This window comes from Dactylosporangium thailandense (assembly GCF_059739745.1).
The window spans coordinates 8,161,230-8,173,552 of record NZ_AP029195.1 but is presented as its reverse complement, the minus strand read 5'-3'; the positions used below and the strand labels follow the sequence as shown (position 1 = coordinate 8,173,552).

Here is a 12,323-nt window from a genome sequence, read left to right as displayed (position 1 = left end):
CCGGTCAGCCCGTCAGAGGCTGGCCTCGACGGCCTGGACGACCTCGGCCGACTTCGGCTCCGTGCGCGGGCCGAAGCGGCCGGCGACGGTGCCGTCGGACGCGACCAGGAACTTCTCGAAGTTCCACCGGATGTCGCCGGTGTGCCCCTCGGCGTCCGGCACCGGGGTGAGCAGGTCGTAGAGCGGGTGCCGCCCCTCGCCGTTGACCTCGATCTTCTCGGTCATGGGGAACGTCACACCGTAGGTGGTGCTGCAGAACTCGGCGATCTCCTCGGAGGTGCCCGGCTCCTGCCCGGCGAACTGGTTGCAGGGCACGCCCAGCACCGAGAAGCCGCGGCCCTCGTACTCCTTGTGCAGCGCCTCGAGGTCGGCGTACTGGGGCGTCAGCCCGCACCGGGACGCGACGTTGACCACGAGGACCGGCCGCCCGCGGAACTGGCCGAGATCGAGGGGCTTGCCCTGCAGATCGGCGATTTCGACGTCATAAAAGCTCATGCGTGTGATCGTATGCCGCACGGCGCGCGGCCTAGGGTGAAGCGTGACCGGTCACCAACTCGCGGTCGGCGCCGTGCTGCGCCGTGGCAAGGACGTCCTGCTGATCAGCGACCCGCCGGACTGGGCGCTCCCGGGCGGCGCCGTGGAGGCGGGGGAGCCGCTGCTGGCCCGGGTCGGTCAGGAGGCGGGCTACGCATCCGTGCTCGCCGAGCGGCTGTTGTGGGTCGCGCGCTACCCCGCGGGCGGGGTGGAGTACGAGATGCTGGGCTTCGAGGTGACCGGCGTCGGGCCGCACGACGGCTCGGGCGCGTGGGTGCCCCTGGCCGAGGCCGTGGACCGCCTGAGCCGCATGTGGTTCGCCCCGATCCGGGAGCCGGCTGTGGCGTATCTCACCGGCCGGGCCCGGGTGGCGACGCTGTGGACGTGGACCGACCTCAACGAGCCGGCGGTGACGCACCCGCACGTCAGCTCAGCTTGAGCGACGCCACCTCGCCGAGGGTCTTGTCCGGCCGGGTGCCCTCGATCGACACGTGCGCCGACCGGCCCTCGATCAGCAGCAGGCCGACGGCGTTGCCGAAGTACGGGCCCGCGGTCTTCTTCCACCGCACGACCGGCTTGCGCAGCCCCACCGTGCGCGCCAGGGAGCGCATCATCCGGGCCGCCGGCGGGTTCCAGCCGAACTTCATCGCCGGCCGGACGAGCTTCGGCATGTCGTTGTGCACCGGCGAGCAGGTGAGCTGGTGGACCGCGCTCTCGACCTCGGGCCCGAGGTCGGCCCGCGCGGCGTAGGAGTGGTGAACGTCACCCGACAGGACGCTGATCGTGGCGGGCGCGGGTGACACGCCGCCGTGCCCGGCGCCGATCTGGGTCAGCAGGGCGCTCAGCGCGTCGAAGGAGCGCCCGAACGCGGCCCAGTGCTCCAGGTCCACGGCCTGGCGCAGCTTCTCGCCGAACCGGCCCACCCAGCCCCGCGGGGACTCGGCCAGGCGCTCGGTCGCGGCCTCCAGGTGGTGGATGGCCGGCGGCAGCAGCCACGGCAGCGAGGAGCCGATGAGCAGGTGGTCGTAGTCGCCCGGGAGCTGCTTGGCGAGCCAGGCCCACTCGCTGTCCGGCAGCATCGCGCGCCGGCCCTGCTCGAGCTCCCGCGCGGCCCGGTTGTCGACCACGACGAGGCGCGTGCGGCCGATGTCGAGGGCATAGCTCCATCGGTACGCCACCGCGCGGTCGCGATCCGCCCGCGCGCCGAAGTCGTCGAGGATCTCGGTCGCGTCCCCGGCCGAGCTCACGGCCGCGTAGACGGGGCACTCGGCCAGGGCGCTCGGGGCCAGGTTGCCCATGTGCTGATACACCCAGTACGACGCCAGCCCCGCCTGGATGCGCTGCGGCCACCAGCTCAGGCCCGACATCTGCTCGCGCCACCGCTGCGACGTGTTCCAGTCGTCGATGATCTCGTGGTCGTCGAAGATCATCACGCTCGGGACGGTCGACAGCAGCCAGCGGATCTCGGGGTCGCCCCACGAGTCGAGGTACAGCTTCGTGTACTCGTGGAAGTCCACCACCTGCGTCGTGGGCGCGTCCGCGCGGCGCTGCTTGCGGCGCCGCTTGAGCCAGCGCTGGATCTTCTCCGGGGTCTCGTCGGCGTAAACTTGGTCACCGAGCAGGACCATGAGATCGGGCCACTCGGTGGGTGCGTCCGAGCGGATGGACTCGATCAGCCGTCCCGCGTAGGCGTCGAGAGCGTCCGGGGGGTAGCGGGTCACGCTGAGCGGACTCGCCTCGCGGCACGAACCGAACACCAGCCGCACGGGCGCCCCCGCGCGGCGGGTGCGGATCACCGGGGGCGGGCACGGGTCGTCCGGCAGCGGCCACACCTCGGCGCCGTCGATCTTGACGCGGTAGGGCGTGACCGCGCCCTCCGGCAGCCCGGCGACCACGACCAGGGCGTAGTGGTGCCCGTGCACGCTGAACGTCCGGGCCGCCCCGCCCGCGGGCCCGGCGTCGATCTCGACGGTCGCCGCGTGCGCCGTCTCCACCCAGACCGTCGCCCGGTCGCCCTCGACGCGCCGCAGCACGGGGCCGAGTACGAGCGGACCGCGGTCGTTGTCGAGCTCGGTTTCGGACATGCTGTTGCGACCTCCGGGGCGTTGCGGGGTGAGCCGGACTGCATCCCGAATGATCCTGCCCGGCCCGTCTCGGCGCCACCGCAGGCCACCGCGGGCCGCGTCTGGGAGGATTCGTGCCATGGAGTCGTACATCGTCTTCGGCCTGGTGCTGCTCGTCGTCATTATCGGGGCCACACTGGCGCTGATCGCGCCCCGTTTCCGCAAGCCCCCGACGCTGCCGCCGTCGGCCCCGCCCAAGGAGCCTTCCGCCCCGGTGGTGGTCAAGGAGCCTCCGGTCGCCGAGGCTCCTCCGGTCATCGAGGTTCCTCCGGTCGAAGAGGCTCCTCCGGTCGTCGAGGCCCCGCCGGTCGTCGAGATCGAGCGGCCCGAGCCCACCGCCGGCCGCCTCGTCCGCCTCCGCGCGCGCCTGAGCCGCTCGCAGAACGTCTTCGGCAAGGGCCTGCTCGCCCTGCTGTCGCGCGACAAGCTCGACGACGACACCTGGGACGAGATCGAGGAGACGCTGATCGGCGCCGACGTCGGCGTCCAGGCGACCACGGACATCGTCGCCAAGCTGCGCGAGCGGGCCCGCGTCCACGGCACCGCCACCGCGGCCGACCTGCGCACGATGCTCACCGACGAGCTCGTCGCGGCCCTGCAGCCGGACCTGGACCGCTCCCTGGCCGCCACCCCGCGCGCCGGCCGCCCCGCGGTGCTGCTCGTCGTGGGCGTCAACGGCGCCGGCAAGACCACCACCTGCGGCAAGATCGCCCGGGTGCTCGTCGCCGACGGCCACAGCGTGGTCCTCGGCGCCGCCGACACCTTCCGCGCGGCCGCGGCCGAGCAGCTGGCCACCTGGGCCGGGCGGGTCGGCGCCGACGTCGTGCGGGGCCCCGAAGGGGCGGATCCCGCCTCGGTCGCGTTCGACGCGGTCAAACGGGGTATTGACGCGGGTGTGGACACGGTGCTCATCGACACGGCGGGCCGGCTGCAGAACAAGGTCGGCCTGATGGACGAGCTCGGCAAGGTCAAGCGGGTCGTGGAGAAGCACGGGCCCGTGGACGAGACGCTGCTCATCCTCGACGCCACGACCGGGCAGAACGGCCTGGAGCAGGCGCGGGTGTTCACCGAGGTGGTCGATGTGACCGGCGTCGTGCTGACCAAGCTCGACGGGACCGCGAAGGGTGGCATCGTCATCGCGGTTCAGCGCAAACTGGGTATTCCGGTGAAGCTGGTCGGCCTGGGCGAGGGCCCCGACGACCTGGCTCCGTTCGATGCCCGACAGTTCGTGGACGCCCTCGTTGGCGCGGACGCGTAACCTCGGACGGTACCTTGGGACGGTAAGGCCCGGCCGCGCACTTCCGGCGGCCGGAGCAAGGCAGGACAGCTCGGTTCCCCGGTCAGGTCAGCGAAGGACGAAGACGTGACGCAGCAGGAGATCCCGCTCCACGGCGGGAACACCTCCGTCGTGGTGCGCTCGGGCGACACCGTGCGCCGCAACGCGGGGCCGTGGACGCCCGCGGTGCACGCGCTGCTGCGCCACCTGGAATACGTCGGGTTCACCGGCGCCCCGCGCGCCTTCGGCATCGACGAGCGCGGGCGCGAGGTGCTGCAGTACCTCGAGGGGGAGTGCGGCGAATACCCGCTGGCCCCGCACTGGGTGACCGACGAGGCGATGGTCACCGTCGCGACCATGCTGCGGATGTTCCACGACGCCCAGGCGGGCTTCCGGCCGCCCCCGACCGCCGTCTGGCGCTCGTTCGGCCCCCCGCCGCCGGACACCGAGGTCATCTGCCACCACGACGCGGCCCCGCACAACGTCATCTGGCGCCCGGACGGGACCCTGTCGCTGATCGACTTCGACCTCGCCTCGCCCGGCGCGCGGATCTACGACGTCGCGTATGCCGCCTGGACCTGGGTGCCGCTGTTCTCCGACCGCGACTCCTACACCCTGGGCTGGAAGCGCCCGAACCGCCCGCGCCGGCTGCGCATGTTCGCCGACGCCTATGGCCTGACCCCGCGCGACCGGCACCGCCTCGTGCGCGTCATCCGGAAACGCATCGTCGATCACATCGAGGGCATTCGACGGATGGCGGCCGCGGGCGACCCGGCTTTCGTGCGCATCGTGCACAAGGGGCATCTCCGGCGTCCCGTGCGTGACCTGCGGCTCATCGACTATGAGCGGCACACGCTGGAGTACGCGCTTCGATAGGACGTTTTCAGAGTGTGAGCCCTTCTTCACACGCTGGAAACATGACGTGACGCGGTAGAAACCGCGCAGCGCCGGTGCGCGAAACCTGAGCCCGCGAAGCTCTCGCGCAACCGGCTGAAGGGCAATGCTGCCTCGAAGGTCGGGAGGGAGGATCTCGACTACTAGGAGGCCAGCGTGCCTGAAGCGACCATCGATACCGGCCATACCGCATGGCTGCTCGTGTCGACCGCTCTCGTGCTGCTCATGACGCCGGGTCTGGCACTGTTCTACGGTGGCCTGAACCGCTCCAAGGGCGTCCTCAACATGATGATGATGAGCTTCTCGACGATCGGGCTCGTCAGCGTCCTCTGGCTGTTCTACGGCTTCAGCGCCTCGTTCGGCTCCGACACGGCCGGTGGGCTGTTCGGTGACCTCGGGCAGTACTTCGGCAGCAAGACCTATATCGACCAGATGTGGGGCGCGACCGCCGACAACGCGAGCGGGATCGGCATCCCGACGTACGTCTTCATGGTCTTCCAGATGACGTTCGCCGTGATCACCGTCGCGCTCATCAGCGGCGCGATCTCCGACCGCGCCAAGTTCGGCGGCTGGCTGCTGTTCGCGTTCGGCTGGGCCACCCTGGTCTACTTCCCCGTCGCCCACAACGTGTGGGGCGGCGGCTGGATCGCCCAGCACCTGCACCCGCTCGACTTCGCCGGTGGTACCGCCGTGCACATCAACGCCGGCGCGGCCGCGCTCGGTGTCGCCCTGGTCCTCGGCAAGCGCGTCGGCTGGCCGCGGGAGAGCATGAAGCCGCACAACGTGCCCTTCGTCGCCCTCGGCGCCGGTCTGCTGTGGTTCGGCTGGTTCGGCTTCAACGCCGGCTCCGAGCTGACCGTCGACGGCGTCACCGGCCTCGCCTTCGTCAACACCCAGGTCGCCACCGCCGCCGCCGTCCTCGGCTGGGTCATCGTCGAGTGGATTCGCGACCGCAAGCCCACCCTCGTCGGCGCCTCGTCCGGCGCGGTCGCGGGCCTCGTCGCGATCACCCCCGCCTGTGGCTTCATCGACTCGTGGGCGGCCGTGCTCCTCGGCCTCGTCGCGGGCCTCGCCTGCGCCCTGGCGGTCAGCCTCAAGTACCGCTTCGGCTTCGACGACTCGCTCGACGTGGTCGGCGTGCACTTCGTCGGCGGGTGGATCGGCTCCCTGTGGCTGGGCTTCTTCGCCAACGACAAGCTCAACTCGGCCATCAGCGGCGCCCTCGGGGCCAAGAACGGCCTGTTCATGGGCGGCGGCGCGGGTCAGCTCGGCGCCCAGGCGGGCGCGAGCGCTATCGTCACGATCTACTCGTTCGTCATTGCCTTCGTGCTCGCCTTCATCATCCAGAAGACGGTCGGCTTCCGGGTCAGCACCGAGGCCGAGGTCGAGGGCATCGACATCGCGGAGCACGCGGAGAGCGCCTACGACCTGACCCCGGGCACCGGCAGCGGTGGCGGCACGGGTGCGTTCGCGATGGCGGGCGTTGGCACGAGCAAGGCCCCCGCGCCGGCGGCGGAAGCCCCGGCGTCGGAAAAGGTTGCCGGATAGCGTCGAGGGATGTCGGAGGGAATGGGCATGAAGCTGGTGACCGCGGTCATCAAGCCGTATCAGCTCGACGCGGTGAAGGAGGCGCTCCACGCGCTCGGCGTGGCGGGCCTCACCGTGAGCGAGGTTCAGGGCTACGGCCGTCAGAAGGGCCACACCGAGGTCTACCGCGGTGCGGAGTACACGGTGGAGTTCGTCCCCAAGATCCGGGTCGAGATCGTCACCGACGAGCTCGACTTCGAGAAGGTCGTGGACGCCATCGTGACCGCCGCCCGCACCGGCAAGATCGGTGACGGCAAGGTATGGGTCACCTCGGTCGACGAGGTGGTCCGGGTCCGCACCGGCGAGCGCGGGCTCGACGCGCTCTAAGCCGCTGCTGATCTCTATCCTCATCACATGACACAACCGTCGGCGCCCGCACCGGTCCTTTCCGCCGGGGCGGGCGCCGACGCGCGAGCCGAGCGCTCGGACGCGATCGACGAGTGGCTCGTCGAGATCTTTCAAAAAGCCGGCGGTTGTACGTCCAATGCCTCGCTCGTCGCCGTAGGTGGCCTGGGCCGTCGCGAATGCGCTCCGCGCAGCGACCTCGACCTGGTGCTGCTGCACCCGGGCGGCCCCGGCGACGAGGCGGCGGCCGACGAGCTCGGCAGCCTCATCTGGTACCAGATCTGGGACGCCAAGTTCGCCCTCGACCACTCCACCCGCAGCCCCAGCCAGGCCCTCGACCTGGCCCGCCAGGACCTCAAGGTGGCACTCGGCCTGCTCGACGCCCGCCTCGTCGCCGGTGACCCGCAGATGCTCGCCGCGCTGCACGCCGGCGCCGTCGCCCAGTGGCGCCGCGAGGCCCGCCACCTGCTGCCGTCCTTGCGCACCCTCACCCAGAACCGCTGGAAGGCCCACGGCGAGCTGGCGTTCCTCCTGGAGGGCGACGTCAAGGAGTCGCGCGGAGGCCTGCGCGACTTCGGCGTCCTGCGCGGCATCGGCTTCGCCGGGGTCGCCGACGGCCCCCGCCCCGCCGTCCGCGGCGCCCATCGGACCCTCCTCGACGTGCGCGACGCCCTCCACACGGTGCGCGGACGCCGCGTCGATCGCCTCCTCGCCCAGGACCGCGACGAGGTCGCCGAGATGCTGGGCTACGGCGACCGCGACGACGTCCTGCGCCGCATCGCCGAGTCCGCGCGCACCATCGCCTACGCCAGCGACGACGCCTGGCGCGCCGTGGAGCGCTGGGCCGCCCCGAGCGCCCGCGGCCACGCCGAGCGCCGCCCCCTCGCCCGCGACGTGGTCGAGCAGCGCGGCGAGGTCGTGCTCGCCCGCGCCGCCGTCACCCCGCGCCCGGACCCGGCCCTGCCCCTGCGCGTCGCCGCGGCCGCCGCCCGCGCGGACCTGCCGATCGCCCACGCCACCCTCGAGTGGCTCGGCGGCTTCGCCGGCCCCATGCCGAACCCGTGGCCCGCGCCCGCGCGCGACGCCCTGCTCACCCTGCTGGGCAGCGGCCCCGCGATGATCTCGGTCTGGGAGGCCTGCGACCGGTACGGCCTCGTCGTCAACTGGCTCCCCGAGTGGGCGCGGGTGCGCAGCCTGCCCCAGCACAACCCGGTCCACCTGTTCACCGTCGACCGCCACCTGGTCGAGACCGCCCGCGAGGCCGCCCGCCTCACCCGCGACGTCGACCGCCCCGACCTGCTGGTCCTCGCCGCCCTCCTGCACGACATCGGCAAGGGCCTGCCCGGCGACCACAGCATCGTCGGGGCCCCGATCGCCGCCGCCGCGGCCGAGCGCCTGGGCCTGAGCCCCGCCGACGTGGCCCAGATCGAGAAGGTGGTGCGCCTCCACCTGCTCATCCCCGACACCGCCACCCGCCGCGACCTGTCCGACCCGCAGACCATCGCCACCGTCGCCGGGGCTGTGGGCGAGGCCTCCACCCTCTCCCTGCTGCACGCCCTCGCCCGCGCGGACGCGGCCGCGACCGGCCCGGCCGCCTGGTCGGACTGGAAGGGCCGGCTCATCGCCGAGCTCGTGCGCCACGTCGAGCGCGCCCTGGACACCGGCGTCGTGGCCCCGCCGCCCTCGCCCGCCGCCCAGCTCGCGGTCCCGGCCCGGCTCCCCGCGGTCCTGCTCGACACCGACTCCGTCTCCGTGACCGCCCCCGACCGCCGCGGCCTGCTGGCGGCCGTCGCCGGCTGCCTCTCGCTGCACCGCCTCGACGTGGTGACCGCCGACACCGTGACGGTCGACGGCCTCGCCCGCATGGTCTGCGCCGTGCAGCCCCGCTACGGCGAGATCGACCGCGACGCCGTCGTGTCCGACCTGCGCCGCGCCGTGACCGGCGACCTGCCGGTGGGCGAGCGCCTGGCCGCCCGCGAACGCTCGGCCCGCCGGAGCGCCGCGTCCGCGCCCCCGCGCGTGGTGTGGCAGCCCCCGACGGCGGCCACGGACGCGACGGTGCTGGAGCTGCGCGCCACGGACACGCCGGGGCTGCTGTTCCGGGTGGCGAGCGCGCTGGAGGATGTCGGCGCCGACGTACGCTCGGCGCGCATCTCCACCCTCGGCGGCGAGGTGGTGGACGCCTTCTACCTGGAGGGCGAGTGGGACGCGCCCGCGCGCCTGCGCGTGGAGTCGGCCGTCCTCGCCGCTGCCACGCCTTCCTAGCCGGCTCTTCCCCGGCCCCGGCGGTACCTTCCGCGCCTCCTGCTCCCGGACCCGCCTCCCGCGCCTCCGCCTCCCGCTCCCGGACCCGCCTTCTGCGCCTCCGCCTCCCGCTCCCGGACCCGCCTCCCGCGCCTCCGCCTCCTGCTCCCGGGCCCTGGATTTGCACCTCCTGCTCCCGTGTTTTGGCTGGCGCCCTTTTCGCTTTGTGGCTTTCCGTCCCTTTACGCTCCGCCACCGCGCTGCGCCGCGGGCCGCGACGCACTGTCCGCGGTCGCGTACCCTTCAAGGGACTCCTACACCGAGGACGGATCCGTCGTGTTTGACACCTTGAGTGACCGCCTATCCGGCATCTTCTCGAAGCTGCGGAGCAAGGGGCGGCTCACTGACGCCGACGTCGACGCGACCGCGCGGGAGATCCGCCTGGCGCTGCTCGAGGCCGACGTCGCGCTGCCCGTGGTCAAGGCGTTCATCGCCCGGCTCAAGGAGCGCGCGCGGGGCGCCGAGGTGTCGCAGGCGCTCAACCCGGCCCAGCAGGTCATCAAGATCGTTCACGAGGAGCTCGTGGCGACGCTCGGTGGCGAGGCCCGCCGGCTGCAGTTCGCCAAGAACCCGCCGACCGTGATCATGCTCGCCGGTCTGCAGGGTTCCGGAAAGACCACGCTCGCCGGCAAGCTCGCCCGCTGGCTCAAGGGCCAGGGCCACCAGCCGCTGCTGGTCGCCGCCGACCTCCAGCGCCCCAACGCCGTCAACCAGCTCCAGGTCCTCGGCGGCCGCGCGGGCGTCGAGGTCTACGCGCCCGAGCCCGGCAACGGCACCGGCAACCCCGTCCAGGTCGCCCGCGACTCCATCGAGCACGCGAAGCGCCAGATGCGCGACATCGTCATCGTCGACACCGCCGGCCGCCTCGGCATCGACGCCGAGATGATGCAGCAGGCCGCCGACATCCGCGACGCCGTCGACCCCGACGAGGTCCTGTTCGTCATCGACGCCATGGTCGGCCAGGACGCGGTCACCACCGCCGAGGCCTTCCGCGACGGCGTCGGCATCACCGGCGTCGTGCTCTCCAAGCTCGACGGCGACGCCCGCGGTGGTGCCGCGCTCTCCGTGCGCCACGTCACCGGCCAGCCGATCATGTTCGCGTCCACCGGCGAGAAGCTCGAGGACTTCGACGTCTTCCACCCCGACCGGATGGCCTCGCGCATCCTCGGCATGGGCGACGTGCTCACCCTCATCGAGCAGGCCGAGCAGGCCTTCGCCGACGACGAGAAGGAGCGGATGGCCGCCAAGCTCATGGGCGGCCAGGACTTCACCCTCGAGGACTTCCTCGAGCAGCTCCAGGCGGTCCGCCGCATGGGCCCCATCGCCAACGTGCTGGCCATGATGCCGGGCATGAACCAGATGAAGGACCAGCTGGCCGAGATCGACGACAAGCACTTCGACCGGGTCACCGCGATCATCCGCTCGATGACCCCGAAGGAGCGCACCAACCCGAAGATCCTCAACGCCTCCCGCCGCGTGCGCATCGCCAACGGCTCCGGCGTCTCGGTCACCGACGTCAACCAGCTGCTCACCCGCTTCGCCGACGCGCAGAAGATGATGAAGCAGATGGGCGGCATGATGGGCCTGCCCGGCGGCCGCCGGAAGGCGACCAAGAGCCCGAAGAACAAGCGCAAGGGCACCAAGGGCGGCAACTCCGGCATGCGCCAGCCCCGCCTCGGCGCCGGCGGCATGCCGCAGCTCCCGCCGGGCTTCGACCCGGCCGCCATGGACCCCAACGCCGCGGGCATGCCTCCGGGCTTCCGCCTCCCGAAGATCGACTTCTCGAAGCTGCAGAAGCGTGACAAGGACTCCTGACCCGCTGCCCGCATCCGGCTCCAGCCCCCGCCCCACCGGTAGCCCCGACGCGCCACCCGCGCGCGGCGGTGACTCCTCGGGCGTGCCCGCCCGCGATGCGGGCGCCGGGCCGGCGACCAGCGGAGACAACGCGTCCGCGTTCTCTTCCCGCGACGCGTCCGAGCGGGGCGTCGGCAGCGCATCCGCGACCGACACTGCTAGCGCGTCCGTGGCCGCCGCCCGCGGTGTGTCCGTGCCCGCCGCCGGCAGCGCGTCCGCGACTGGCATTGCCAACGCGTCCGTGCCCGCTGCCCGCAGCGCGTCCGCGCGCGCATCCCGCGACGCGTCCGCGCGCGGGAACGACGGCGGCCCGGCGCTCCACGTGCGGGGGACGCTGCTGCCCTCCGGCGAGCGGCGCGATCTCTGGCTGGTCGGCGACCGCGTGACCTTCACGCCGGTCGCGGGTGCGCTCACGGTCGCGGACGAGGGCTACATCCTGCCCGGACTCGTGGACGCCCACTGCCACCTGGGCATCCAGCCCGGCGGCCGGCCGTCCGAGGGAATCGACCAGGCGCGGTCGCTCGCGGTCGTGGATCGCGACGCGGGCGTCCTCGCGATCCGTGACGCCGGGTCTCCGATCCCGTACGCCTCCCTCGACGACGACCGCGACGTCCCGCGCCTCGTGCGCGCCGGGCGGCACGTCGCGCCCCCGAAGCGGTACCTGCGGGACATCGGCGTCGAGGTCGGCGAGGCGGACCTGCCCGGCGAGATCACCCGCCAGGCCGGCCTCGGCAGCGGCTGGGTCAAGCTCGTCGGCGACTGGATCGACCGCGGCGTTGGCGACCTCGCGCCCGCGTGGGACGTCGCCGCGATGGCCGGCGCGATCGAGGCCGCGCACGCCGCCGGCGCACGGGTCGCGGTCCACACCTTCGCCGAGGAGTCGGTCGCCGCGCTGGTCCGCGCGGGCGCGGACTCCGTCGAGCACGGCACCGGCCTGAACGAGTCCGACATCGACGAGATGGCCCGCCGCAACACGGCCCTCGTGCCCACGATGATCAACATCGCGACGTTCGGGGGCATCGCGGCCCAGGCCGAGGACAAGTTCCCGACGTACGCCCAGCACATGCTCGCCCTCCGCGACCGCTTCCCGTCGATCGTGCGCGCCGCCCACGAGGCCGGCGTCCCGATCTACGTCGGCAGCGATGCGGGCGGCGGCATCGACCACGGCCTGGCCGCCGAGGAGATGCTCCTGCTGCACCGCGAGGCGGGCCTGCCGGCCGAGGCCGTCCTGCGCGCGGGCTCGTGGGGCGCCCGCGAGTGGCTGGGCTTCCCCGGCCTGGTCGAGGGCGGCCTGGCCGACCTCGTCGTGTACGCCGAGGACCCCCGCACCGACCTGACCACCCTGCTCCGGCCCCGCCGCATCGTGCTGCGCGGCCGGGTGGTCCGCTGAGCCCTCCGCGCGCCTG

General features: G+C 72.8%; 10 protein-coding genes. 8 read left to right on the top strand and 2 right to left on the bottom strand.

The genetic code is table 11. The features are described from left to right. Nucleotides 1-12: 12 nt before the first annotated feature. On the bottom strand, nt 13-495 hold the full coding sequence (locus AC6JBM_RS36370; protein ID WP_497978462.1) for a glutathione peroxidase: 483 nt from the start codon (nt 493-495) through the stop codon (nt 13-15). Between the two features lie 43 nt (nt 496-538). Between AC6JBM_RS36370 and AC6JBM_RS36365 the strand changes: the two genes are divergently transcribed. Continuing rightward, nucleotides 539-973, top strand: a complete 435-nt coding sequence (locus AC6JBM_RS36365; protein ID WP_497978461.1) for an NUDIX hydrolase — start codon at nt 539-541, stop codon at nt 971-973. Here AC6JBM_RS36365 and AC6JBM_RS36360 read toward each other — a convergent pair. Beyond that, nucleotides 960-2,618 (bottom strand): alkaline phosphatase D family protein, encoded by a 1,659-nt coding sequence (locus tag AC6JBM_RS36360; RefSeq protein ID WP_497978460.1) that lies wholly within the window; start codon nt 2,616-2,618, stop codon nt 960-962. The two genes, AC6JBM_RS36365 and AC6JBM_RS36360, sit on opposite strands and share 14 nt — an antisense overlap. A 118-nt stretch (nt 2,619-2,736) precedes the next feature. Here AC6JBM_RS36360 and ftsY point away from each other — a divergent pair, with 118 nt between their 5' ends. From ftsY to AC6JBM_RS36325, 7 genes are all read left to right on the top strand, one after another. Next, nucleotides 2,737-3,915 (top strand): signal recognition particle-docking protein FtsY, encoded by a 1,179-nt coding sequence (gene ftsY, locus AC6JBM_RS36355; RefSeq protein ID WP_497978459.1) that lies wholly within the window; start codon nt 2,737-2,739, stop codon nt 3,913-3,915. Between the two features lie 105 nt (nt 3,916-4,020). Further along, a complete protein-coding gene (locus AC6JBM_RS36350; protein WP_350621068.1) occupies nt 4,021-4,809 on the top strand; it encodes a phosphotransferase in 789 nt (262 codons plus the stop codon). A 174-nt stretch (nt 4,810-4,983) separates the two neighbouring features. Continuing rightward, nucleotides 4,984-6,375, top strand: coding sequence for an ammonium transporter (locus AC6JBM_RS36345; protein WP_497978458.1), 1,392 nt, complete (start codon nt 4,984-4,986; stop codon nt 6,373-6,375). Nucleotides 6,376-6,402: 27 nt separating this feature from the next. After that, nucleotides 6,403-6,741, top strand: a complete 339-nt coding sequence (locus tag AC6JBM_RS36340; RefSeq protein ID WP_190249674.1) for a P-II family nitrogen regulator — start codon at nt 6,403-6,405, stop codon at nt 6,739-6,741. Nucleotides 6,742-6,768: 27 nt separating this feature from the next. Beyond that, entirely contained in the window at nt 6,769-9,024 is a 2,256-nt protein-coding gene (locus AC6JBM_RS36335) for a [protein-PII] uridylyltransferase (RefSeq protein ID WP_497978457.1), read from the top strand. Between the two features lie 315 nt (nt 9,025-9,339). Beyond that, the gene (ffh, locus tag AC6JBM_RS36330) at nt 9,340-10,878 is read left to right on the top strand and encodes a signal recognition particle protein (RefSeq protein ID WP_497978456.1); all 1,539 of its coding nucleotides are present in this window, start codon (nt 9,340-9,342) and stop codon (nt 10,876-10,878) included. A gap of 361 nt (nt 10,879-11,239) precedes the next feature. Next, on the top strand, nt 11,240-12,307 hold the full coding sequence (locus tag AC6JBM_RS36325; RefSeq protein ID WP_497986592.1) for an amidohydrolase family protein: 1,068 nt from the start codon (nt 11,240-11,242) through the stop codon (nt 12,305-12,307). Nucleotides 12,308-12,323: the final 16 nt, after the last annotated feature.

What these genes read in the sequence shown, in the direction of transcription:
- AC6JBM_RS36370 (WP_497978462.1), bottom strand. Translation starts at nt 495, where the DNA reads ATGAGCTTTTATGACGTCGAAATCGCCGATCTGCAGGGCAAGCCCCTC.
- AC6JBM_RS36340 (WP_190249674.1), top strand. Translation starts at nt 6,403, where the DNA reads ATGAAGCTGGTGACCGCGGTCATCAAGCCGTATCAGCTCGACGCGGTG.
- AC6JBM_RS36335 (WP_497978457.1), top strand. Translation starts at nt 6,769, where the DNA reads ATGACACAACCGTCGGCGCCCGCACCGGTCCTTTCCGCCGGGGCGGGC.
- ftsY (WP_497978459.1), top strand. Translation starts at nt 2,737, where the DNA reads ATGGAGTCGTACATCGTCTTCGGCCTGGTGCTGCTCGTCGTCATTATC.
- AC6JBM_RS36360 (WP_497978460.1), bottom strand. Translation starts at nt 2,618, where the DNA reads ATGTCCGAAACCGAGCTCGACAACGACCGCGGTCCGCTCGTACTCGGC.